The sequence below is a fragment of the Salegentibacter flavus genome (assembly GCF_900115145.1).
Classification (GTDB): domain Bacteria; phylum Bacteroidota; class Bacteroidia; order Flavobacteriales; family Flavobacteriaceae; genus Salegentibacter; species Salegentibacter flavus.
Map to the genome: position 1 here is coordinate 79025 of NZ_FOVL01000003.1, position 25599 is coordinate 104623.

Here is a 25599-nt window from a genome sequence, read left to right on the forward strand (position 1 = left end):
TGAAATCATCCAATATGTCAAACAGCCCAGCTTTTGTTAGCTTGCTTACTGCAGTAACTGCTTCCGTATGTTGTATTACTCCCCTTCTGGCAATTTTAGCAGGTAGTAGTGGACTTGTCACCACATTTTCCTGGATAGAATCTTTTCGTCCGTATTTGATTGTACTTACTATAGGAATTCTTGGTTTGGCCTGGTATTTAAAACTGAAACCGAAAACACAAGAAGAAATAGATTGTGCCTGTGATGAGGAAGAAAAACCATCTTTTTGGCAGTCCAAAAATTTTCTGTTCATGGTAACAGTATTTGCCGGATTGATGCTGGCTTTCCCTTATTATTCCAATATATTTTATTCACAGCCCAGTAAGGATATAATGTATGTTTCTCAATCAAACATAATAAAGCACACCTTTGAAGTTGAGGGAATGACTTGCGCAGGCTGTGAAGCCCACGTAGAAAGTGAGGTAAATAATCTGGATGGTATTTTATCGATCAAGGCGAGTTACGCAAATACTAATACCGTGGTAGAATATGATAAAACTAAAGTCGATTTAACCGCAATCAGAAAAGCAATAAATACAACTGGTTATAAAGTAATCGATACAGAAAATAAAAAAGAGAAGTAGATGAAAAAATATGATGTATTTGTAATAGGTTCCGGGATGTCAGGTATGACTGTTGCTAATAAATGTGCCTCCAAAGGCCTTAAGGTGGGCATTACTGATGAACTTCCCTACGGTGGAACCTGTGCCCTAAGAGGCTGTGATCCTAAAAAAGTGATTATAGGAGCAACTGAAGTACGTGATTTTGCCCAAAGGCTTAAAGGAAATGGAATAGATACTGTGCCTGAAGTCAATTGGGAAGATATTATGGCTTTTAAACAATCTTTTGTCGATGCCATGCCTCCTAAAATTGAAAAAGGATATAAGAATAAAGACATAGACACCTATCACACTTCTGCTAAATTTTTATCTGATAACACCTTACAGTTAGGTGATGAAGTTATTGAAGCTGATAAATTCGTGATCGCAACCGGAGCAAAACCACGGGTATTGGATTTTGAAGGTGGAAATTTGGCACTTTCAAGTACAGAATTCCTTAACCTGAAAAAGCTACCTAAATCACTTTTATTTATTGGGGGTGGCTACATTGCCTTTGAATTTGCTCATATCGCTGCACGTGCTGGTGCTGAGGTAACCATATTACATCGTGGAGATCAACCATTGGGAAATTTTGATAGTGACATAGTAAAACATCTTGTGGATACCACCCAAAACCTGGGGATTAAACTGATTTTGAAAACCGAAGTTTCTAAAATTGAAAAGAAAGAAGACCATTATGTAGTAACAGGAAAATCAAATGGAAAAGAGGCCACTTACAAGACAGCATCTGTCTTTAACTCGGCGGGGCGTCCTCCCGCTATCTTTGATTTAGATTTAGAAAAAGCAGGTATCTCTTTTTCAAAAAAAGGAATCACAGTTAACGAATACCTCCAAAGCACCTCTAACCCTAATATTTATGCAGCGGGAGATTCAGCAGATTCAAAAGGATTACCACTTACCCCTGTAGCAGTAATGGAAGGGCATGTTGTGGCTTCAAATATCATCAAAGGGAACAAGAAAAAAGTCAATTATCCACCAATGCCTTCCGTAGTTTTTACTTTGCCCACACTGGCATCAGTAGGATTAACCGAGGTGGAAGCCAAATCAAAACAGATAGAATATCAGGTAAATTATAACCATGCGGAAAGTTGGTTTAATGCAAAACGATTGAATGTTAAGGAATATGCCTACAAAACTATCATTCATAAAGAAAACCAGACTATTCTTGGCGCACATTTAATAGGTCCTAACGCGGAAGAAACCATCAATTTGTTCGCCATGGCGATAAAAACCAAAATGAAAATTAATGAATTTAGGACGATGATATTTACATATCCAACATTGTCATCAGATATTCCTCATATGCTTTAAAAATAAATAAATTATGGAAATAGAACTAATTTCTACCATTACATGTCCTGATTGCGGACATACAAAAGAAGAAAAAATGCCCACAACAGCCTGTGAATTTTTTTACCGATGTAAAAATTGCAATCAATTATTGAAACCAAAAGAAGGTGATTGCTGCGTTTATTGTTCTTATGGTACAGTTGCCTGTCCACCCATTCAGGAAGGAACAAATTGCTGCTAAAAATTTAAAAAAAATGAATAGCGGACTCCACATTGAGTCCGCCATACATTTTTAAACTTTAGAAGTGGATTAATCTTCCCTCGTAACTAATTCATACACACAAGGTATCACAACCAGGTTTAGTACCGTTGCTGAAAGCAATCCTCCAAGAATTACAACAGCCATTGGGCTCTGGATCTCACTTCCCGGCTCACCTCCTTTTAAAGCAAGTGGAATAAGTGCAAGACCAGTTGTAAACGCTGTCATCAGAATTGGATTTAACCTGTCGAGCGCACCAGATTTAATGAGCTCAAAACCTTTAAGTCCTTCTTTTCTGAGATCCTCATATCTCGATACCAGCAAGATTCCATTTCGTGTCGCGATCCCGAATAAACTGATAAAACCTATCGTGGAAGCTATACTTACAATTCCTGAAGTAAAGTATACGATTAAGATTCCACCAATCAAAGCCAGGGGTAAATTGATAAGCACAACAAAAGCGAGTTTCACATTGTTGAATTCAAAATACAACAAGAGGAAAATCACGAAGATTGCAATAATGGCAGTGATCAACAGCATTTGTGAAGCTCTGGATTCACTTTCAAATTGTCCGCCATATTGTACCCTGTAACCTTCGGGAATAGTCACAGATGAATTCACGGTTTCTTGAATTTCTTCTACCGCACTTCTCAAATCCCGACCCTGCACATTGGCCGCCACAACTATTTTACGCTGTACATCTTCCCGGCTAATGGTATTAGGACTGCTTACAGAAGAAACACTAGCGAGCTGTTCCAATGGAACCTGTGAACCATTTGGCAATCCTATCAAGGCAGTTTTGATTTTCTCGATGCTGTTTCTAACATCCTCCTTATAACGCACCACCAGGTCAAAATACTTCTGACCTTCATAAATCTCACCAACTTCGTGACCGGCAAAGGCGATATCTAGCTGCTCCATTAACTGTCCTACGGTCATTCCATAAGCTGAAAGGATCTGTCGTTTTGGACTTATCTTGATCTGAGGTACTTCGATCTGCTGATCAACAGCTACATCGGCAAGCCCATCGATAGGAGTAATATTCTCCTCCACGTTTTTACCTATTTCATATAGCTGTTGTAAATCGGGTCCAAAAATTTTAATCGCGATATTGGCTCTCGTACCTGAAAGCATATGGTCGATACGGTGGGCAATTGGCTGTCCCAGCGTAATATTAACCCCCGGAACGATACTTAATTTTCCCCGTACCTCTTCAAAAAACTCCTCCTTCGATTTATCTTCCAGGGTGAATGGTACATCGATCTCGGCGGCATTTACTCCCTGGGCATGCTCGTCCAGTTCAGCTCTACCGGTCCTTCTGGTAACCACATCCACTTCAGGCATTTCAAGCAATAATTGCTCTACCTGGTTTCCAGTCTTATTACTTTCTTCCAAAGACATAGATGGAGGCCCCACCACACTTATCACTAGTGATCCCTCGTTGAATTCAGGAAGAAAACTTCTTCCTAATTGCGTAAATAACGCAATACTCAGTAAAAAAGCAACCACTGTTACCGCGATCACGGTTTTAGGGATCTTTAAGGCTCGATTTAGAATATCGGCGTAAGCCTTCTGTAACCATCTTTCCACTTTTGTTCCTTCGGACTGCTTTTTCAGCATTTTCTCCTTTTTCAGAAGATAACTACACAGCACCGGAGTAACCGTTACCGCTACAATCAGCGACGTCAATACTGAAGTGATAAAAGCAATTCCCAGTGGTTTGAGCAATCGGCCTTCCATTCCACCAAGGAAAAACAGTGGTACAAAAGAGACAATAATGATAAGGGTTGCTATGATAATAGAACTTCTAATTTCCACCGATGCATCCCTTACCACGGTGATCACCGACTGCCTTTCAGCTTTTGGTTTTCGAATATTTTCGCGCAGGCGTTTATAAACATTCTCCACATCAATGATAGCATCATCTACCAGTGCTCCAATTGCAATTGCCATCCCTCCCAAACTCATAGTATTGATGGTATAGCCCAGCATTTTTAATACGATAATCGATACCAATAACGAAATTGGGATTGCCAGTAGCGAAATTAGGGTAGTACGCCAGTTCATCAGGAAGATGAATAATACAACGACCACAAAAAAAGCTCCTTCAAGCAGGGTCATGTTCAGGTTGCTGATGGAAGCATCAATAAAATCGGCCTGTCGGAAGATCTGACTTTTGATTTCCACGCTTTCCGGCAGACTTGTTTCCAGTTCTGCGATGGCCTCATCCAGCCTTTCCGTAAGTTCCAGGGTATTTACATCGGGCTGCTTGGAAATTGTCAAAATAACAGCTGGCTCTGCATTCAGGGAGCCATCACCGATCTTATCAGCAGCTCCTATTTTCACAGTTGCTACATCCTTGATCTTAATGCTCTGCCCATTTACCTGTTTTACCACCGCTTCCTCCAGATCATCTAACGCATAAGCCCTACCACTCCCTTTAATGATATATTGATTTCCATATTGATTTAGAAAACCACCGGGTGCATTTGTGTTCGCCTCTTTAACCTTCTCGGTTAACTCCTCGAGGCTTACATCGTAGTATTTCATTTTTCCGGGATCGGCAAAAACCTGGTATTGTTTATAATCTCCTCCAATCACCACCACGTTGGCAATCCCTCCGATGGCCTTTATCCGTGGACGGATCTGCCAATCAGATAATGTTCTAAGTTCCATTGGGCTAAGACTGTCTGAAGTGACTCCCAACAGCATTACTTCTCCCATAATCGAGGAGATAGGTGCCATGGTAGGTGCTCCTATTCCGGTTGGAAGATTTTCACGAACCATCGGAATACGTTCACTAACGATCTGTCTTGCCTTGTAAATATCCGTGCCCCAGTCGAATTCAACCCAAACGATGGAGATCCCCGCGGCTGAGGAAGAACGGATCCTTCTTACATTTGGCGAACCGTTCATCGCGGTTTCGAGCTGGTAGGTCACTAGTTTTTCTACCTCTTCACTTTCCATTCCGTGCGCTTCCGTAAGTATGGTCACGGTAGGCGCAGTAAGGTCTGGGAATACATCCACGTTCATAGTACGTGCGAAGTAAAACCCCGCAACACTCAGCACCACCGCTGCCAAAAGAACCAGAAGCCGGTTTTGGAGCGAAATTGATAATATCTTGTTTAGCATCTAATTTCTATTTCAGGATTAGTGTTCGTGACCGTGACCCGGAGTTTGTCCAGACATTGAAGCCATCTTCACCTGATAGTTCCCTGTAGTCACTACAACGTCTCCGGCTTCAAGTCCGCTAAGTACTTGTGCGTTCTGACCGTTTCGTTTCCCGATCTTCACCGGTCTTCTCTCGAAACTTTCACCCCCGGTTTGTACGATTACAGAATAATTCCCGTAATCTTCCAGCAGTGCAGCTTCAGGCACCACAATTCCAGTTTCAGCTTCTCCAAGCGCAATTTGGACTTCAGTAAAACTGCCTTCGGGCATTTCAACTACATCGTTCACTTTGATATATACCGGGACCATAGGTTTGCGATCCTCTACTTCTTTCCCTACGGAAACAATCGATCCTTCTTCTACTTCACTCCAGGTCCCTTCATCATTTTTGTACCAGACACTCGCAATAGCTTCTTTACTCGGATTATGAGAGGCACTTAATTGCGTTTTAAGTAAACGTGACCGGTCGGTTCCAATGCTAACAAGGTTAGCACCCTGTTCTACATAATCCCCGTTTGAGGTGCTGATGGATTTAATGAATCCGTCAAAAGGAGCCCTGATCTGCTTCCCGCCAGCTCCGTAATTGGAGGCAAGTGCACGGTAATTAGATTCGGCTACACGAAAATCGCTTTCCACCCTTTCAAATTCAGCTCTGGGAACGATCTTATCCTCATACAATTCTTTTTTCCGCTCATATTCAGCTTTCGCCTGATCATATCTGGCTTTGGCCTGGGCTATCTCTGCCTGAATATTATTGGAAGAAAGTCCTTCACTGCTCAAGGTCATCAACAATTGACCTTTTTTTACTTCACTACCTTCCGTCAGGTTTTCTGCAACGAAATTCACCATTCCATTGGCTCCTGCCGCAAGGGTTTTATAAGTTCCCGGCGCGGCTTGCCAGACTCCGGAAGTTTGAACAATGTCATATACTTCTCCCTGAGTAACCGGTGCTGTTTGAAAATCGATCTTCCAGGCCTGCTCCTTTAAAAAGCTAATGCCGGCATCTCCTGCTGCCTCTACATTTTCTGATGCTTCTTCAGCCGAGGCATACACCTGAACGTCTTCTATCACGATCCTGTCTGAATATTCAGGAGTTTTCAGATCAAAAACGAGGTCATAGGTTCCCGGATCTTTTGGTTGCAAGGCCGGAGAAAAAATCCCAGGTGAAGAAGGTGATTCTACCTTATGCCGAATTCCACTATCTCCCTGAATAAGGCTCACTGTAACCGAACCTTTTCGAACCGGCTGGTGTTTATCCAGAACAGTAAAGTGAGCTGCAAATTTGCTGGTTTTCCCTTCCACTAAAGCTGGAAATTCAACGAAAAGCTCCGTCTGGTCTGTCCAGATGGTTTTGCTAATCGTAGGTACTTCTGAGCCTACGTGATTTCCTTCTGCATCATGCGCATGGTCTTCCTCCTCATTATTTCCGCAGGAAAAAAGGAAAAGCGAGATACATACTATATAAATATATTTCATGTCTAATATTAATTTTTAATGATCCTCATGCTCCGTTCCGTCATCATGCGTATGCTGATCAGAATCCTCATGCATATCAAGTGAATCTTCACCAACTTTGAATTCTTCCTGTTCCATATGATTGCCGTCTTCATCATGTGGATGACCATGCTCTTCCTCTTCCGGGGCATGATCTTCAGTTCCTTCTGCATGTTCATGTCCATGATCTTCTTTTGCTGTATCTCTACAAGCTGAAAAACCAAATACTAATATTGCTGCGAAAAATAAATTCTTGAAATTCATATTATTTAATTTTAATTATAATTGATGTTTTAAAAGTGTTGCTTTAAGCTGAAGGAGTTCTTTTTCCATCCCCAGCATATTGTTAAAAGCCTGCCTGTAGAACTCCACTTCCCGGTAATAATCCAGAAATGAAAATTCCCCAAGTTCGTAGGCTTTAAATAAAAGTTCTTCGGAATTCAGATCCTGAAAGGTTTGCTGATATTCCTCGTATTTTCTCTTTAATAATTGATATTGCTGATAGTCTTCCTGAAAACGGGTGTATAGTTCAGCCGTTTCAACGCCAGTGTTCGCTTGGTTATATTCCAAATTTGCCTCTGCCGCTTTTACCTTATTCTTGCTGTTCCAAAGCGGAATTGATAGTCCGCCGAAGAAACCGGAATAATTGCTAGAATTCACTCCCTGGTAATTATACCCAATGCTTAGGTCTGGAAGAATCCTATTCTTTTCCAGTTTTACCTGCTGCTGAGCAAGATTCTCTCGAGCTTTTAACTGCTGAATTTCGGCATCTTCGGAAAGTTTTTCTTCCCAAAGCGTCTGCATTTCGGCCAATTCAGGATCTTCAAAAAATTGGACCTCTTCAGCCTCAATTGTATTTCCACCGTTCAATTTCTGAAGTTCCAGCAATGTGTTCCTAATCCTAATGTTGACCTGATCCAGTTCAAACTGCTCCTGTAACCAGGCTACTTTGGCTTTATTCAATTCCAGGATACCAATCTGTTCTGCATCGAATAAACGCTGAATTTGATCATACACCTGTTTGGCCTGCTCCACTCTTTTTTCCTCCAGCTTTTTTCGTTTCTGCAGGGTCTGCAGTTCTAGAAGCTGTTCCTTGGCATTCAGTAATACTTCTTCACGTAGCGTTTCATACTCTAGTTCCTGCAATTCCTTTTGCTTTTCAATACGCTTACTTCGCGCTCCATAAACTGTAGGAAACTCAAATTGCTGAGAAACCTGATATTCTGTATAATCACCAGTTTGATGCTCGCCGAATGGAAGGTAAAATGCTGAAACCTCGGGATCCTGCAAGTTATTCTCTGACTTATTAGCAAGATTCTGACTAGCCATATAAGACTGATATGCCTTAAGTTGCCTGTTATTCTGGCTTATCTGCTGCAAAATACCATTCATACCGGTATCCTGGGCAAATGAGCCCATAGATATTAGTATTCCGCATACAGCGGAAACTATATTTCTGTACATAAATTTTGATTTTAGTTTAATCTATACGATAAGGTCAGCCAGCTATTTTAAATAGTGGCCTGACTAGTTGATCAAACTAAGTCGGGAGGTCCCCGAAGTGAGAGTAAGGATAAATAAGAATTGAAATATTCATTTGGAGGCTGATAATTTTCAAAATTTTCTGAATCCTGATCAGCTAAAATCCAATTCCCTAAATAGTTTTTGTTTGAAGTTTTCTTTTTGGCTTCTGTCTTTTGTGCCCTGACGTCCTCGGTATATTCCTTAATTACCGGAATTTCATTGGAAGCACTCGTATGAGAATGAATAGCCAGCAAATAAGATAAGAATCCGCCCTGCTTATCTTCCTGCTTCTTTTTGTGGTGATGAGCTTCACCGGAATGATGATGTGCAACCTCGTTATTCTCCTCCTGATGTTCATGGTGTGCATGCGGTATGACCTGATGAAAAGACATCAGCATAAATATACCTAGAAGGAATAATGCTTTTATTTGATTTTGTATTTGCACTGATTACAAAAGTAATAATTTATCACAGAGATTTGAGGAAAAATAGTATAAACCATAAGAACCTTAGCTCCTATGGTTTATACTTCAACTAATTAACTTACTGACTATTTAGAGTTCTATACTCAAATAACCTTTCTTCTGAAGTTGGAAATCATGTAAAATACCATTGTCCACAACTTCAAGTTCTTCGGGAATACATTCCTTATTAACTTTGAACTTTTTCAAAGAAAAGCCGCAAACCACTATTTTCACGTGTGCTTTTTCAGCTTTCTCAATAAAACGCTTCATCACTTCTTTATCATTAAGATCTTCCAGGGTTTTTCCACAGATAATCGCTTGGAAATCCCCGAAACTCTTCCCATCTTCTTCCACCAGCGCTTCAGCGGTTAAAATAATTGGCTGAAGTTGGGGGATCTTTTTCGTAAGTACCACATAATTATGTGAGTGATCCTCTTGTTTGGATGTTTGTGTCACTTATCAAAACTTGTTTTAAATTCTACGAAAGTCCATTCCATAATTTCATTTAATTCTAAAGAAGTCATAATTTTCTATTGGCTATTTCAGCCTTAGTTATTCCACGCTCAATAGCTTCTTCTTTTGAACAATTTTTATTCAAATGGAAATCCGTTGCATGTTTCAATGTTACCGCTCTAATATTTTCATCTAGCGAATTTAGCCTCTCCTGGTAATCCTTAAATATATCCTCCTTCATTTTTTGAAATAGTTTTAGAACAAAAAAGACCATAGTTAATAAATATACTCTGCATCACACACAAAAAATTGCCAACGGAGAAACCGGCTTATCCAAATTACTGCAAGACGAAGTGTGCACATTGATTTCTTAATTTTGCCATTGTAATTAATAAGAAGATTCCTGGAACCATCTATCTCTGTATGCAACAAGCAGGCACGAGGCAAGCCGTAGAGGAATTTTATAGATTAAATATTTTACAGATTTTTTCTTTCTGTTTGCACCATTTTTAATCCGTATTATATTCAATGTTTCTGGCTTTATTGAAAGCTTCCCAACCTTCTTTGGCTGCATAGGGAACAATAAGCAGTGCTGCAACCGGGTCTGCCCACCACCAGCCTAGCCAATTGACCAGCAGTAATCCTGCAAGTACCACCACAGTTTGGTACAAGCAAATAAAAGTGTCTTTGGCATCGGCCAGCATAGCCGGACTGTCCAATTTATTTCCGTATTTTCTTTTGTAATAGATTAAAATAGGATTAACTACCAATGAAACAAGCAAGATGATTAAACCCAATGTACTCCAACGTGCCGTTTCTTGATTGACTAGCTTTGTGATTGAATCATAGGAAATAAAAAGGCAAACCAGTGTAAAAGATGCTGCAATAACATATAAGGTAATTTTCTTACGACGCTTAACCTTTTCCTCTTCTATGCCGTTAAGCTCGCCGTGCAACCGCCAGCCCAAAGTTGCTGCGCTTATTACTTCTATGGTGCTATCCAGTGCCCATCCTATGAGTGCAGAACTATTTGCAGTTATTCCAGCAATAAGTGAAATGACCACTTCTATCGTGTCGTAAATGACATTCCATATTTGAAGTGTTCTTGCTTGTTTAAGATTCTTTTTTCTTGATGATTCCATATTTAATTCGTCTGTATAGTTCCCACTTTTTTCATTGTTTTCATTATGTAATAGGCATTTTGATAGATGATTTTTTTTTCAAGATTTACCTTGATAATTTCAATATTTTAATCGCCCCACGCATCACAAATGTGAAGACAATAGCGCCAATGATCAAATCTGGCCATTTACTTCCTAAAAAATAAACCAAAACACCCGCCAAAATTACTCCGCCGTTCACGATAATATCATTTGAAGTAAAAATGGCACTGGCTTGCATGTGGACTTCGTTACTTTTAGCCTTGTTGATTAGCCATAATGAGATTAAGTTTCCAGCAAGTGCCAAAGAAGAAATAATAATCATCCACTGAAATAAGGGAGTTTCACTACTCATAAAAAACCTGCGCAAGACTTCTATAAATCCAAGAGTCGCCAGTAACATTTGAAAGTACCCACTAAATTTCGCGACCTTCTTTTTTCTTGAAACAGCACCACCTACTGCAAATAAACTTAGCGCATATACTATCGAATCTGCCAGCATATCAAGAGAATCTGCAATAAGGCCCATCGAAGAAGATATCCAACCGGTAATCATTTCAATTAGAAAAAACCCAAAATTAATACCCAACACCCACCAAAGAATATTTTTTTGTTTGGTTTCGTTTTCCCTAACTGGAACTTCCGCCTCTTCTGATCCTATAAATTTATCGCCTAATTTTAATTCTGAAATCGTGGAATGAATAACCTCAATCCCTTCTCGATGATATACTTCAAGTTTTCTATTGGGAATATCAAAGTCTAGATATTTTATCTGTTCATAAGATTCCAGTTTCATCCTAATCATCTGCTCCTCAGAAGGGCAGTCCATTTGACTGACTATAAAGGTGCTTTTGTTCATTTTTTATAGGCTAAAAGTCTTAAAGCGTTGAAAACTACCAGAAGTGTGGAACCTTCATGTATAACTACCGCCACTCCAATATTCGCAAAACCAAAAATGGTAGCAGGGATAAGCAGAGCTACAATTCCCAGACTTACCCAAAGGTTCTGCTTGATTATAGCCTTTGCCTTTCTACTCAGTCCAATGGCAAAAGGGAGTGTTTCCAATTTATCGGCCATTAGTGCAATATCTGCTGTTTCCAGGGCAACATCGCTACCAGCAGCTCCCATGGCAATTCCCACCGTGCTATTGGCCATGGCAGGGGCATCATTCACACCATCACCTACCATTGCTACCTTAGATTCTTTTTCTTTCAGTTTTTTTATGGCTTCCACCTTTTCCTCTGGCAGTAAACTACCCCAGGCATCGGTCAATCCTATTTCTTCTGCTACTGCGTCTGCTACCTTCTGGTTATCACCGGTAAGCATGATCATTCGTTTAATTCCTATTTTCTTCAATTCAGAAAGGGTCCTTTTGGCTGCCTCCCGGGGGGTATCCATTAAAGCAAGGATGCCTATATACTCTTCATTCTTACGAAGAAGCATCGTTGTGTTTCCACCACCTTCAAGATCTCTTACTTTAGTAGTTATTTCTTCTGATGGAATAGTATCATTTAGTTCTTCGTATAAATCCAAATTACCAACATAGATCTTATCATTTCCCAACGTTGCTTTAATACCTTTACCCAGAACTGCTTCCAGGTTGGAGGCATCTGGGATCTCTTCACCCTCCAGACGCTCCTTTCCATCACGAACCACTGCTTTTGCCAGGGGATGATCACTCAAACTTTCCACGGCTATTGCTATTTTTAGCAGTTCATTTTCTGAAATATCCCCAAGGGCTACTACTTGTGTAAGTTTAGGTTTTCCTTCCGTTAGAGTCCCGGTTTTATCAAAAGCCAGGGCGGTTAATTCTCCCAGATCTTCCAGTGGTCGTCCCCCTTTGATTAATACCCCACCTCGAGCCGCCCGGGCCACACCACTCAATACAGCACTCGGGGTCGAGATTGCCAACGCACAGGGACTTGCAGCTACCAGTACAGCCATTGCTCTGTAAAAGCTGGCGCTAAATGGCTCGTCAATTACTAAGAAGGCGAATAAAAGAGCTCCGACCAAAATAAGAACGGACGGCACAAAATATTTTTCGAATTTATCGGTCAGCAACTGGGTAGGTGATTTTTGGGTCTGGGCTTCATTAACCAATTTGACCAGCCTTGACAATGTAGAATCCTTGGCTGCTTTGATCACTTTAATCTCCAAAGTATTGTTCCCATTGATGGTTCCGGCAAAAACGCGGTTTTCATCTTTGATATCATCTACCTCTGAGTAATCCTTGTCGACGTCTTCCACCGGAATTTTATCTACCGGCACACTTTCCCCGGTAATTGGAGCCTGATTTACACTGCTCTTCCCATCTACCACTACTCCATCTGCTGATATTTTACTATTTGGTTTTACCACAATGATATCGCCAATATTTAGTTTTTCGATACCAACCTCTTCCGTTTTACCATCCTTTTTAACCAAAGCTGTTTTTGGCGCTAGTTCTGCCAAGGCGGCTATAGATTTTCGTGCTTTGTTCATGGCATAATGCTCCAGGGCATGCCCCAGGCTAAAGAGAAATAATAACAAGGCCCCTTCTGCCCATTCCCCTAGTATAGCCGCTCCAATAGCTGCAACCAGCATGAGAAAATCAATTTCAAAACCACCTTTGGCTACTGTTTCCACAGCTTCTTTTGCAGTATAAAATCCTCCAAAGAAATAGGCTACAATATAAAAGGAAAGACTAACCCATTGCGGAACTGAATCTACAAAGGATAAACCAAATCCTATTCCCAGTAAAACACCACAAATAATGGCAAAAATAAGTTCTGTGTTTTTTCCAAAAATACCTCCGTGGGCGTGTGAATGTTCTTCCCCGGCTCCGTGGCTATCAACTTCGTTATGATTTTGGACACCCTTATCTTTATGGTTGTGTTCTTTGCCCCTTTTATCTCGTTTACTTAATTTCTTAGAAGCTTTTTCTGTAGATTCAAAACCATTTTCATGGCCAGAGGAGCTTTTTTCAACTTGTAGACTTTCCTTTTCAAGCCTCGCATTTATAGCTTCAAAACTGGTCTCACGCTTATCATATTCTAAACGGATCATTCCTCCGGCATTGGCGGAAGCTTCCAAAACGCCTTCGATATTCAGCAGACTCTTTTCTATAGTCCTTGCATGGCGGGTATGCCTAATCCCCTCAACCTCTAAAAGAAGATGACCATATTTTTCTGTAATTTCTGCCCCGGCATTTTCCGCCAAAGATTGAATTCGGTCAATAGAGATAATGTCCGGATCATAATGGAAGCACAGTTGCGGCACCGTATCTTCCTGATCATCTACTATATGTACTTTTTCAAGACCCTCTTTGGCCTCTAATTCAGCAATGAGCCTTTGCACACAAGTATCTTTTTCATTTGGCACCTGAGGTAACAATACCGGAATTTTTAGTTGTAGCTTTTTCATATCCCTATTGGTTTAATATCCATCTTTTAGCTTCTTCCTTTTCATTAAGGTCGAAAAATTTAACTTCCGAGCTTGTAAAAAAATCAGTGGCTTTAGCAGCCCATTGCTGCCATTCTTTTTCACCCACAAAGGCCATTTTTCCATAATCTGAAATATGGGCGGTATCAACTTTTAAATCTTCCCATAAGCCTTTGAGATCGTAGCCCTTAAAGTTAACTAGTTCAAAAAAGAAATCCACCTTATTTCCATTTTTGACAATATTATGTATCAAAGGATGGATTTTCTCTATATCCTCTTTAGTAATCTTACCGCTTATTGAAGCGGATATCAAATTGCTTTTTTCGACATTTTTGATTCGTATCATTGTTTTAAGTTTTTATGAGCAGATTGGTCTATGTTATATTTTAGCTTCTTTGCTTTTTGGCATTTTACACATGCCCCCTTCAAAACTAAATTTACTTCGGTAATTTCGTATTTGTCAGGTAAATTTTCCTGTGGAACTTTATTGGGCAAACAGAAGGTTTTGCTGCAATTCATACAGTGAAGGTGTAAGTGTAGATCCAGCGAATTCTTATCAGAATATGCATATTTTGCGATAGCCGTACCGTCATCAATTTGATGTATAATCCCTTTCTTTTGAAATAATTTTATACTCCGATAAATTGTTGTTCTATCTCGTGTATGTTCACTTTTTTTCACGAAAGCCGTTTCTATTTCCCTTAATGTTACAGCATAAAACTTTCTTTTGAGATATTTATAAATAAATAATCTCATTTTGGTAGGTCTAATCCCGTTGTTTCTAAGTGTTTTTTCGGCTTTGGTCATCTCATAAAATTAAACGCGACTACATTTCTCACATATTCCCTTTACTACCAGGTTTACATTTTCTGCCATATATCCCTCTGGTAAGTTAATATGCGGAATTTTATGATCGGTCAAACAAACAGTTTCATCACAATTATTGCAATGAAAGTGGATGTGTAAATCCTGTTCTACCTCACAGTTACAATTATTTTCACAGAGCGCATATTTTGGTATCCCTGTGCCATCATCTATTTGATGCACAATATTCTTTGCTTCAAATGTGCGTATTGTTCGAGATAATGTAGCCCGATCTGCTTTTCCAAAGGCATTTTCAATTTCAGTAAGCGTTACAGCCCTGTCTTTTTTAGCCATAAATTTATAGATCAGGATACGCATGGCTGTTGGCCGAACTTCGTGTGCCTCTAATATTTTCTCGATTTCATTCATTTTCATCCTTATTTAAATCAGATATTTTAAGCGATTTTCCTGTCTTTATTTGAAAAGCATTTTCAATATCTGATAGATAAATGATCCCATCCCCGGGTTCAGTTGTTTTTGCATTTTCAAGGATAATATCGATTGCTGATTGTGCTTCTTCATTTTGACATACCAGTTCCAACTTTACCACCGGACTGTCGGTTACACGAAAATCCAAAGAAGGCGACGCACCTTTTGCTTTAAATGCCCCGGTGCCTTCCCCCTGAGACAGCGTCATACTTTTGAATCCACCTTCACTAAGGGATTCTATCACTTTTTGAACCCGTTTTGGTTTTATAAATGCTTTTATTTCTTTCATCGCTGTTTTATTAATTCTTTATTAAGAATGAACCCTCTGGAATTTTAATTAAGACAAACATTTTACAGAGAGCCCATCCATCTAAATTTTTAAAGCTCTATTTAATGACCATGAGAGGTTTGGCTTTTCTGCATTTCAGATACCAGGTAATAGGCATTGTTATACGCAACTAAAGTACCTTCTGGAAGGGGCTCCAACAGTTTAATTTCTACCCATCCATCTTCATTGATCCCCGTTCTTACCTGCACCGGTTTTAATTCCCATTCTGTTTTACCCTCTTCCTGATGTTTTTGTGCCGTAAATATGTAAGGATTTCCCTCTTCTTCTATCACCGCCTCTTCTGGTAATGCAGGTACTGCTTCTTCTCCTGTCCTAATTTTTCCTTTGATATACATTCCCGGAATGAGATAATCTTCCTTATTATCTATCTCTGCGTGAACATGCACCGCTTTAGGATTTTGTTCAAATTGCTTCCCTACAGAATATATTTTTCCGGTGAGGTCACTTCCGGGGACTGACTCCAGCTTAAAAGAAATCTTTTGGCCTTCTTTTACCTTATAAATATCTTTTTCGAAAACCATTAGATCGGCATGAACATGCTCATTATCTACCACCATAAACATGCTGGTTTGAGGTTCCACATATTGGCCAATTTGCACCTTTACTTTTTCTATATAGCCAGCAATAGGACTAACTATAGGCACGTATTCGTAGAGGGTGCCGTTTCTTATTTGGGAAGCATTTAGGTTTAACTGGCGCAATTGCGATTCGTACCCCCGCACTTCACCTTGTACAGACTGGTAATCTGATTGGGTTTGTTGAAAAGATTTTCCAGATCCTACCTCTGCTTCATATAAACGTTTCTGTCTTTCAAATTCCTTTTCCAAAAATTGCATCCTGCTATATGCATTAATATAATCAGACTGCATTCTGGTTAAATTTGGGTGAGAAAGATAAGCCAGTACCTGACCTTTATTTACCTTATCCCCCTCAATAACCTTTATAGAAGTTATATTACCGCCTAAAACTGCCGTCACGGTAGCCTCATATTGTGGCGGCACTTCTAACTGGCCATTGGCTTCCACAATACCGGACAAAGCTTTTTTAGGTAAGGTATCTACTTTAATCCCCAGACTATTGAATTTCATTTCTGAAAGATGTACCGAACGCATCCCACCTTCTTCTTCACCGTGTTCTTCATCTCCTTCCTCACCGTGATTTTCACCTTCTTCGGTATTAGTAGTTGCAGTTTCACTGGAAGCGTCATCCCCTGCCTCAGGATTTTCTTTACATCCAAAGAATATGCTGAGCGTTAAGGCAAGCATTAAAATATTTATTGATCTTGTATTCATATCGTTTTTCTTTCTAATTTTAGTTTGATTTTTCGAGGTAATATTCGAGTTGATAACGGCTATCGAGATAATCATTAAAAGCACTCCAGGCATTTACCTCGATTCTAATGGCATCTCTTATATTTTGAAGGAAGGTTACATAATCTATAGCACCTTCCTTAAATGCCAATACAGATCCTTCCTGTTGCTCTTTAGCCAAGGGAAGCGCTTCATCCTTATAATAATTCCATGAATTTCTCCATTTGATGAATTCTTCCCGCATATTTTTATAGGCAGTTTCCAATTCGAGTTTATCCTGGTAAAAATTTTGCTCTGCAATCTTTCTATTCACTTGCGCTTCCTGAGTACGGCCTAATTCAGGTCCAAAAAATAACGGAATTTGGATTCCTATTTGATATTGGAAGAAACCCGATTGTCCATTAATTTCCTGCCTGGCATACTGTCCCTGAAATTTTGGTAGAAATTCAGATTTCCGTTCTCTGGTTAAAGCTTTTGCAACATTAACTCTCTGTTCTGAAACCTCAAGAGCCGGGTGGGTTTTGAGTGACTCTGTCAGAAAATTTAAAGGTTCATCTAATGCTTCGGCAGGTAAATCTGGTACATCATAGATCGTATCACTAACAAACCATAAATTTAAACGCTGCAATGATTTCAGGTAATTTCGATAAGCTTGTTCCAGTTGTATTTTTACTTCATTTCCCTGATTGGACGTAGCAAGATACTCCAGTTTAGAAGTAGCTTCTGTCTCATATCGGATTCTTGCAGCCCTTTCAATGTCTTCAAAAATTGAATCCATTTTCTTATATACCTGATACCTCTTTTTACTAGTATAAACTGAAGTCCAGGCCCTGCTTACTTCACGTTCCACTTCTAAGATATTTAGTTCTAAAGCATTTTCAGCAAGTGCCATCCGTTCTTTTTGCAATTTTAACCGGGGGGCAATTCCAAAAACATCTATACCTTGTTGTTGAACACCAATTTGAGTATAAATCCCATCTGAACCATTTCCTACCTCTTCTTTTCCAGTAAAGATTTGGGTATTCCCAAAATCATAAGCGGTTTTACGCAGTACTTCTTCACTTTCAATTTCGAGTTGAGCAGCTTTAAGCTGAGGAAAGTTTTTGATGGCTTTTTCCCTGGCTTTTTCCAAACTTATAGTCTGTAAAGTATCCTGTTGTGGATATTCAGATGAAACAACATCAGATTGTGCGTTTACGGATAAGGTTCCGCCTAACATTAAGCCAATTATCAAAATCGTAGCTAAAGAGCGCATATTGGAAGAACCTAATTTATTCTGTTCTTTTTTCTCTCGCTTTCTTTCCACAAATGTATATAATACTGGTAATACAACGAGGGTAAGCAGTGTAGCCGTAAGCATACCACCTATTACAACCGTAGCAAGTGGTTGTTGAACTTCTGCACCGGCAGATGTGGAAAATGCCATTGGTAAAAAACCGAAAATATCTGTGGTTGCTGTTAACATAATTGGGCGTATTCGTTCTTTGGTTCCTGTAAAAATTCTATCTTTTATACTGGTTACTCCTTCTTCTTTCAAGGAATTGAATCTATTTATTAGTACCAGTCCGTTTAAAACTGCAACACCAAACAGTACAATGAAGCCTACTCCAGCGGAAATGCTAAATGGCATACCTCTTAACCAAAGGGCAAAAACACCTCCGATAGCAGCCAATGGTATCGCCATATAGATCATGATAGATTGGGAAAAAGATTTTAAGGCAAAATATAGAAGCACGAATATCAAGAATAAGGCTATCGGTACAACGATTACCAAACGGTCCTTAGCACTCTGAAGGTTTTCAAACTCCCCTCCATAAGTTATATAATAACCGGGAGGTAGTTCTAATTCTTCATCTAATCTTTGCTGGATGTCGTTAACGACTGACTCTACATCCCTTCCCCGGGCATTTACACCCACATAGGTTCTTCTGTAGGTATCATCTCTCGAAATTTGCATAGGGCCCGGAACATATTCGATATCTGCTATTTCTTTTATAGGTACCTGGGTTCCGTCTGGAAGATCGATATACATACCACGCAAATCATCAATATTCTTTCTATGTTCCTCATCAAACCTCACTACTAAATCGAATCGTTTTTCTCCTTCAAAAATGACTCCGGCTGTTCCTCCTGCAAAAGCTGTACTTATGTAATCATTGGCTTTTTGGATATCCAGTCCATATTGGGCAATTTTATCACGGTTAAATTTAACGGTCATTTGCGGAAGGCCAGATGTTCGCTCCGCGTTTACGTCTCCTGCACCAGGCACGGTTTGGATAATACTGGCCATTTCCTGTACCTTTTCCGACAACACCTCCAGGTCCTCTCCATATAGTTTAACCGCAATATCTTCCCTAACTCCTTCTAATAATTCGTTGAACCTTAATTCTACAGGTTGCGTAAACACAAGGTTTACCCCAGTAAGTTCTTTATTGAGTTTTTCCTTGATCTGCGCTATAAGTCCTTCTTTAGTTTCAGCGGTTGTCCATTTATCCTTATCTTTTTCAAGAATCAGGTACATATCTGCTATATCCATCGGCATTGGATCTGTTGGAATGTCCGCTACTCCAATTCTTGCTGTTGCTGTTTTAATTTCAGGAAAATTTTCTAGAAGTATATTCTCTATTTTTTTGGAAACTTCAATAGACTCTGTTAATGAACTTCCTGGTCTGATTAAAGCCTGCATTGCAATATCCCCTTCATCCAGTTGAGGTACAAATTCTCCTCCCATTCTGGAAAAAAGGAAACCGGCTAATACAAGTAGAACAGCAGCAGCACCTACGACAATGAGCTTCAGTTTTAATGCCCCTTTCAGTAAAGGCATATATACTTTTTGTATTCCACCAATTATCTTATCACTTATTTTCTCTAGCCAGCGTTCAAATTTTCCAAACCAGTTCTTTTTATTCTGAATTGGTTTCATAAATAGGGCAGACATCATAGGCACGTAGGTAAGACATAAGAAGATAGCTCCTATCATCGCAAAACCGAAGGTATACGCCATCGGTTTAAACATTTTACCTTCTACCCCCGTTAGAAAAAGAATGGGTGTAAATACGATAAGAATGATAATTTGCCCAAAAAATGCGGAACCCATCATCGTGCTCCCAGCATCATAGGCTACTTCATCCATTTTAGCCTGATTGAATTTCACCTTGCCAGATCTTATCCGTTTTTGAATTTCATACACGGTTCCCTCGATGATAATCACTGCACCGTCTATAATGATTCCAAAGTCAATAGCGCCCAAACTCATTAGATTGGCCCAGACATTGAATTGCTTCATTAAAATAAAAGCAAAAAGCAGTGATAAGGGAATAGTGGTAGCAGTAATAAGTCCACCTCTTAAACTACCTAATAACAATACCAGGGCAAAAATCACTATCAATGCACCTTCCAGTAAATTTGTTTTAACCGTATCGGTCGTTCTGGCTATTAATTCACTTCGATCAATAATTGGCTCTATGGTCAAACCTTCAGGAAGTGACTTTTCAACTTCTGCCATTCTATCTTTAACATCCTGAATTACGGCATTGGGATTGGCGCCTTTTAACATCATTATTATCCCGCCTACGGCTTCCTCTCCGTCTTGAGTGAAAGCTCCGTAGCGTACCTGATTTCCAAACTGAACATCTTCCGCAACATCTCCAATAGTTATCGGAACAGCATTTTCGGTAGTAATAGCAATTTTCCTTATATCCTCCAGTGAACGGATTAAACCTTCACCTCTAATAAAATTTGACATTTTATTTTTCTCAATATAAGCCCCTCCAGTATTTACATTATTTCGAGCCAAAGCCTCGTAAACCTCAGAGATACTTATACCCATACTGTTTAATTTTTCCGGGTTAATTGCTACCTCATATTGTTTTATGGAGCCTCCAAAAGAATTTACTTCAACCACGCCCTCCAGTAAGGTAAGTTGCCTTTTTACTATCCAATCCTGAATAGTTCGAAGTTCCATGGGGGAATATTCAGTTTCATATTCCTTTTTTGGCTTTATGGTATACTCATAGATTTGACCTAATCCGGTTGAAATAGGTCCCATAGCAGGACTTCCAAATTTATCGGGAATGGTTTCTCCCAATTCATTAAGTTTTTCCTGTACCAGTTGCCGAGGAAGGTATGTCCCCATATCATCTTTGAACACAATAGTAACTACTGAAAGTCCAAAGCGTGAAATAGAGCGAATTTCTGTAACCCCAGGTAAATTACCCATCGAAAGTTCAACGGGATAGGTTACAAACTGTTCAATATCTTCTGTTGCAAGGTTAGGTGACTGGGTGATCACCTGAACCTGATTGTTAGTAATATCTGGTACCGATCCCAGGTTAACGGTCATCATGGACCAAATACCAGTACCTATAAGTGCTAAGGTGAGTAGTCCAATAATAAATTTATTATTAATGGAAAATGAAATGATTCTATTGATCATATAAAAAAATTAATTCAGTTAAACATCTCGATATTCCCTAAGTAGAGAGAGTCGATATACTGGTCTGAAGAAGTTATGCGACTTCAGGACAGTAAAGGATATAACTATCCTTTAAAAAAACTGAATTAAACTTTTGGAGGATCTAAAAAGGAAAGAATAGGTTCTTCCACCGAGCTGTCAAAATGAGCGAAAGTTTTGGAAGGAATTTCCGCGATTAAAGGTTTGAAACTAGAAGAACCAAAATCTATTGTATGTACATGGCAGCAATGACAGCTACAAAATGGAGGGCATAAATCTGCTACTTTATCATGTGAATGGTCAAAATCTAAATTCTGGGTAGCAACCATCGTTACTTCTGAATCAGAAATCACTTGTGAAGTATCACTGTCATTACAGGCTAATAAATTAAGTCCGAGTACGTAAAGAGATAATATGAGTGCCATTATTTTCACATTACAAAGATAATTAAATAGGCATGCACAGGGTGTGCAAAAAATAGTTGAGCCAATTATTGTGCAAAACCATAACAATAAATGGATGTAATCTCAAAGTGATTTTTAAGGTTCTATTCAGATATATTTTGAACCATTCCAGAATGTAAAATATTTCTGACATTTAATGCAAAACTATCTTGAACAATATGAACCATCGGTGGGACTTCCAATCCCAAAGAAATTGGGATCTTTCATTTCTGTTTTGATAAATTGATCTCCGTGTATCTTATCAATATCGATCCAGAAAGTATAAACCACTTACTGACCAAATTATAAATTGTATTCCGATAACTATTCCCAGATAGCGATGAGCTTTCCGGATATTCACGGCTGTTTTGCTTTTTAAGATCATTTAAAACTTCTCAAGTATTAAATAAAACATGGATTTACTTAAGTGCAAAAATAAATTCTAATGACTATGACCACCTGCTTCAGATTCCAGATATTCACCCTGTGGGCCAACTCCTTCCAGATATACCAACTGGGCTCCATAATGTCCTGCTTCAGAAACTGAATATGCTGAAAAAGCCAGCACTAAAAAAACTACAATTTCAAAGATTCTGTTCCTTTTTAATAAAAACAAACTCACCAATTTTAAGGTAGCAGCGACTGCGCTGGAATAAATGGTCCATTCGGCAAATTTATCGTGCTGTTCCAATACACTTTTAGCCATTGAGGTTAAATCATGCGCATGTGGATGGGCATACACCCCGGCGATATAGGCACCGATAAACCCTCCCCCTACGGTTAAAAGGATCACCCAATCTAAGTTTCTTTTTAAAACAAATAATTGAATTAACTGCAATATAGCTCCCAGCAATAGCAACACTATGGGAAAATGAACCACCAAAGGATGCAGATTGGGAAAATCATCAAATTCAGCTTTTACTTCATTCGTATGATTCCCTAATTCTCCCTTTTCAGGATGGTCTGCATCCTCATTAGGGTTTAATTCAGGAGTTGAAATACTATCTGCTTCCAATTGCTGCTCCTGATTGTTTGAAGAGTGATCATGGTCTTCATGAGTATCCTGCGCCTGTGTAGCAAGCGTCATACTTATAAAAATGAATAAAAAGAGTATTTTTTTCATGACATTACTTTACATTTTTTCAAAAAGAGAGAATCTGGTTTTTAAGATGATTTAAATTTTATAATAAAGGGAAATGGAGGATAATTAAGAAATTCAACTAATCACTATTAAAACAAACCCCTCCATTTCCCTGGATTTTAATGCGAATGCTCATGTTCATCGTCGTGGTTCATCTTCTCATCATGTTCCATTTCCATACCGTCATTTTCCATCTCCTCATGTTGCATTTCCATGTCGTCGTGATCTTCTTCTGTAGTTTCTCTACATGAGATCATCGAAAAGTTAAGCCCTGCTACTAACAAAAAGATCATTAAGGCTCTTATATTTTTCATCTGTTTATAGTTTTAGAATTGTAACGAAATTGTTTAAAACCTTAAGGATAATCCGCCACCGGCGCCAAACCTATTATCGTAACTTCCCATCAACGAAAAGTTTTTTGACAGAAAATATTCCAGACCCGCACTCCAGGTTTCTTCTTTTTTAAAATTATCGCCTTCCGGCAAATCATCTACCCATCCAAAATCTGCCTGGAATTCATACTCGCCAAACACCGCAAGTCTTGGAAAAATCATGATTTCCCTGGCCAGGCTTATTTGAGGCCTTAATTTATTATCTAAACGAACATCCAGGCTAAACATATAAGGTGTGAAATACCTAATCCCCCCAATAGCTGTGGTACTAAGTTCTTCCATACTGTTCTCCATCTCATTTTCCACATTAACACCTGCAAACAGGCGGACCCAGTCATTTAAATAATATTCATAGGAGAGTTCTGCTTCAATATTTTCATTCCAGCCATATTCTGCCAGAGCAGTAAACTGGTTTCTAACATTGGAACTAACCACATTCAACTCTGTCATATGTGAAGCGGCATCTAACATCCCCCAGGTGTAAAATTTATTTGTTTCATTTATCAAATTACTTACGGGGTAAGCTTTCATACGTTCATCCCTGGGAGTATCATAGCTAACTACACGAGCCATTCCCGCATCCATATGATATAATATATGGCAGTGCAAGAACCAGTCTCCATATTCGTTCCCATAAAACTCAATAGTAACCTTTTGCATTGGTGGTACATTTACCGTATGCTTCAAAGGAGAATATTCTCCATTTTGATTAATCACCCTAAAGAAATGACCGTGAAGGTGCATAGGGTGGTGCATCATCGTAAGGTTATTGAAGGTAATTCTTGTTACCTCGTCTCCCTTGATTTTTATCTTATCAGCTTCATCTAGTACCACCCCATTCATACTCCATACGTAACGAGACATATTACCTGTAAGATTTAAAAGGACGTTTTTAACAGGATATTCTTTATCAAAATTTGTTTTCTCTGGAGACCTGAGGTAGTCATAATTATATTCTGAAAACATATCCATTCCATTATCTTTCATATTTTCCTTTTCATCCATTTTCATAGATCCTTCGGCCATATTCATTTTATCGTGCTTCATCTTAGAATGATCCATTTCCATTTGGGTAGTATCCTTCTTCATATTCATTTTGGAATGGTCCATGCCATCCATACCATCGTCTTTCTTCAGTTCCATTTGCCCATGGTCCATTTCATCCATCTGCATTCCCCATTCATCCATCATCTCATAAGGATCTACATTTTTAGACCTAAACTTTAAAGCCGGTGCTCCCATTTTCATGTCCATTTTTGCCATTTTCTGCATCATGCCAATCTTGTCTGGGCTGGGAACATTTGGCGCGGGTAAAACATCTCCCTGACCTAAAAATGCTGAAGCAGTTCCTGAACCATCCTGCGCAGTAATCTTAAATTCAAGTTTTCTATTTTCAGGAATTTCCACAATAAAATCATAGGTTTCTGCTACGGCTATAAATGTTTTATTTCGTTTAACGGGCACCACATTTCTTCCATCGGCTGAAACTAAAGTGGGCGTCTTCCCCCCAAAAGTCATCCAGAAAGAAGTGGATGCTGAACCATCTACTATGCGTAATCTTACCTTTTCTCCAGGTTTAAATTGAGGATATTCTATTTTCTCTTCCCCGTTAATTAAAAACGCAGGATAGTAAATATCTGCAATATCGGCTCCTTCCATTCGCTGTTTCCAGAAATTTAGCTGTGCGCCAAAGGCTCCCCTCTTAATCACCTGATTTAGGGGTGTTGCTGTTCCTTTCTTAATATTATACCATTCAGTCCCCCTTTTTAAGAACCTTAAAACATCTTTAGGTTTTTCATTGGTCCAGTCTGAAAGCACCAAAACAAGATCCTTGTCATATTCCAATTTTTTCTCCTTAGGGTGAATCAGTAAAGATCCAAACACACCACTTTGTTCCTGCAACATCGTATGAGAATGATACCAGTAAGTCCCATTTTGTTTTATTTCAAACTCATATTTAAAGGTGGTACCAGGCTTAATAGGCGGGGTAGTTAAATAAGGTACCCCATCAAAAAAGTTTGGAAGCAACATTCCATGCCAGTGAATGGAAGTTTCCACATCCATCTTGTTCTCCACATAAATCACTGCATACTCCCCTTCACTAAATTCCAGGGTTGGGCCGGGAATACCTCCGTTCACAGTCATTCCCATCACTTCCTTTCCGGCTTTGTTTACTTTTTCCTGATTTATGGTTAGCTTATATTCCCTTACCGGAAGATTGTTGACATTCCCTTCAATCGAAGCCTCTAATTCTTCCTGACTATAACCTGTGATGCCCAGTAAAAAGGCTAGTACTATTAAGTAATTTTTCATTTTCATTATGG

23 protein-coding genes are annotated in these 25599 nt (G+C 39.2%); 3 read left to right on the forward strand and 20 right to left on the reverse strand.

Annotated features, from left to right (window positions below; genetic code table 11):
* Window positions 1-14 precede the first annotated feature (14 nt).
* From merTP to BM266_RS17325, 3 genes are read left to right on the forward strand one after another with little or no spacing between them, the layout of a single operon-like run.
* On the forward strand, window positions 15-623 hold the full coding sequence (merTP, locus tag BM266_RS03840; RefSeq protein WP_394333116.1) for a mercuric transport protein MerTP: 609 nt from the start codon (window positions 15-17) through the stop codon (window positions 621-623).
* Window positions 624-1970: a dihydrolipoyl dehydrogenase family protein gene (locus BM266_RS03845; RefSeq protein WP_093406108.1), complete on the forward strand. Its 1347-nt coding sequence runs from the start codon at window positions 624-626 to the stop codon at window positions 1968-1970.
* A gap of 13 nt (window positions 1971-1983) precedes the next feature.
* Window positions 1984-2190 (forward strand): GDCCVxC domain-containing (seleno)protein, encoded by a 207-nt coding sequence (locus tag BM266_RS17325; RefSeq protein ID WP_093406110.1) that lies wholly within the window; start codon window positions 1984-1986, stop codon window positions 2188-2190.
* A gap of 69 nt (window positions 2191-2259) precedes the next feature.
* Here the strand turns inward: BM266_RS17325 and BM266_RS03855 are convergent, their stop codons facing one another.
* From BM266_RS03855 to BM266_RS03950, 20 genes are all read right to left on the reverse strand, one after another.
* Window positions 2260-5340 (reverse strand): efflux RND transporter permease subunit, encoded by a 3081-nt coding sequence (locus BM266_RS03855; protein ID WP_093406112.1) that lies wholly within the window; start codon window positions 5338-5340, stop codon window positions 2260-2262.
* 18 nt (window positions 5341-5358) lie between these two features.
* Window positions 5359-6855 (reverse strand): efflux RND transporter periplasmic adaptor subunit, encoded by a 1497-nt coding sequence (locus BM266_RS03860; protein WP_093406114.1) that lies wholly within the window; start codon window positions 6853-6855, stop codon window positions 5359-5361.
* A 15-nt stretch (window positions 6856-6870) separates the two neighbouring features.
* On the reverse strand, window positions 6871-7137 hold the full coding sequence (locus BM266_RS03865) for a hypothetical protein (RefSeq protein WP_093406117.1): 267 nt from the start codon (window positions 7135-7137) through the stop codon (window positions 6871-6873).
* A 15-nt stretch (window positions 7138-7152) separates the two neighbouring features.
* Window positions 7153-8337, reverse strand: coding sequence for a TolC family protein (locus BM266_RS03870; protein ID WP_093406119.1), 1185 nt, complete (start codon window positions 8335-8337; stop codon window positions 7153-7155).
* A 71-nt stretch (window positions 8338-8408) separates the two neighbouring features.
* Complete coding sequence (locus BM266_RS03875; RefSeq protein ID WP_245760380.1) at window positions 8409-8789, reverse strand: hypothetical protein; 381 nt, start codon at window positions 8787-8789, stop codon at window positions 8409-8411.
* 162 nt (window positions 8790-8951) lie between these two features.
* Window positions 8952-9317: a DsrE family protein gene (locus BM266_RS03880; RefSeq protein WP_093406124.1), complete on the reverse strand. Its 366-nt coding sequence runs from the start codon at window positions 9315-9317 to the stop codon at window positions 8952-8954.
* 64 nt (window positions 9318-9381) lie between these two features.
* Window positions 9382-9555 carry a hypothetical protein gene (locus BM266_RS17015; RefSeq protein ID WP_175494749.1) on the reverse strand — a complete coding sequence of 58 codons (174 nt, stop codon included), beginning with the start codon at window positions 9553-9555 and terminating at the stop codon, window positions 9382-9384.
* A 268-nt stretch (window positions 9556-9823) separates the two neighbouring features.
* Window positions 9824-10456 (reverse strand): cation diffusion facilitator family transporter, encoded by a 633-nt coding sequence (locus tag BM266_RS03890; RefSeq protein WP_093406129.1) that lies wholly within the window; start codon window positions 10454-10456, stop codon window positions 9824-9826.
* 85 nt (window positions 10457-10541) lie between these two features.
* Window positions 10542-11333, reverse strand: coding sequence for a cation efflux transmembrane domain-containing protein (locus BM266_RS03895; protein ID WP_175494750.1), 792 nt, complete (start codon window positions 11331-11333; stop codon window positions 10542-10544).
* Window positions 11330-13876 (reverse strand): heavy metal translocating P-type ATPase, encoded by a 2547-nt coding sequence (locus tag BM266_RS03900; protein WP_093406132.1) that lies wholly within the window; start codon window positions 13874-13876, stop codon window positions 11330-11332. Before BM266_RS03900 ends, BM266_RS03895 begins: the two co-directional genes overlap by 4 nt.
* A 4-nt stretch (window positions 13877-13880) precedes the next feature.
* Entirely contained in the window at window positions 13881-14240 is a 360-nt protein-coding gene (locus BM266_RS03905) for a SpoIIAA family protein (protein WP_093406135.1), read from the reverse strand.
* On the reverse strand, window positions 14237-14701 hold the full coding sequence (locus tag BM266_RS03910) for a Fur family transcriptional regulator (RefSeq protein WP_093406137.1): 465 nt from the start codon (window positions 14699-14701) through the stop codon (window positions 14237-14239). The genes BM266_RS03905 and BM266_RS03910 overlap by 4 nt, the downstream gene beginning before the upstream one ends.
* Window positions 14702-14710: 9 nt before the next feature.
* Window positions 14711-15127 carry a Fur family transcriptional regulator gene (locus tag BM266_RS03915; RefSeq protein WP_093406411.1) on the reverse strand — a complete coding sequence of 139 codons (417 nt, stop codon included), beginning with the start codon at window positions 15125-15127 and terminating at the stop codon, window positions 14711-14713.
* Complete coding sequence (locus BM266_RS03920) at window positions 15120-15476, reverse strand: P-II family nitrogen regulator (protein ID WP_093406140.1); 357 nt, start codon at window positions 15474-15476, stop codon at window positions 15120-15122. The genes BM266_RS03915 and BM266_RS03920 overlap by 8 nt, the downstream gene beginning before the upstream one ends.
* A gap of 101 nt (window positions 15477-15577) precedes the next feature.
* Window positions 15578-16828, reverse strand: a complete 1251-nt coding sequence (locus BM266_RS03925) for an efflux RND transporter periplasmic adaptor subunit (RefSeq protein ID WP_175494751.1) — start codon at window positions 16826-16828, stop codon at window positions 15578-15580.
* 19 nt (window positions 16829-16847) lie between these two features.
* Window positions 16848-21281 (reverse strand): CusA/CzcA family heavy metal efflux RND transporter, encoded by a 4434-nt coding sequence (locus tag BM266_RS03930; RefSeq protein ID WP_093406142.1) that lies wholly within the window; start codon window positions 21279-21281, stop codon window positions 16848-16850.
* A 125-nt stretch (window positions 21282-21406) separates the two neighbouring features.
* The gene (locus BM266_RS03935) at window positions 21407-21724 is read right to left on the reverse strand and encodes a DUF6660 family protein (protein ID WP_245760381.1); all 318 of its coding nucleotides are present in this window, start codon (window positions 21722-21724) and stop codon (window positions 21407-21409) included.
* 460 nt (window positions 21725-22184) lie between these two features.
* A complete protein-coding gene (locus tag BM266_RS03940) occupies window positions 22185-22865 on the reverse strand; it encodes a DUF2231 domain-containing protein (RefSeq protein ID WP_245760382.1) in 681 nt (226 codons plus the stop codon).
* A 137-nt stretch (window positions 22866-23002) separates the two neighbouring features.
* Window positions 23003-23197, reverse strand: coding sequence for a hypothetical protein (locus BM266_RS03945; RefSeq protein WP_093406145.1), 195 nt, complete (start codon window positions 23195-23197; stop codon window positions 23003-23005).
* 33 nt (window positions 23198-23230) lie between these two features.
* On the reverse strand, window positions 23231-25594 hold the full coding sequence (locus BM266_RS03950; protein ID WP_093406147.1) for a multicopper oxidase domain-containing protein: 2364 nt from the start codon (window positions 25592-25594) through the stop codon (window positions 23231-23233).
* Between the last annotated feature and the right edge of the window lie 5 nt (window positions 25595-25599).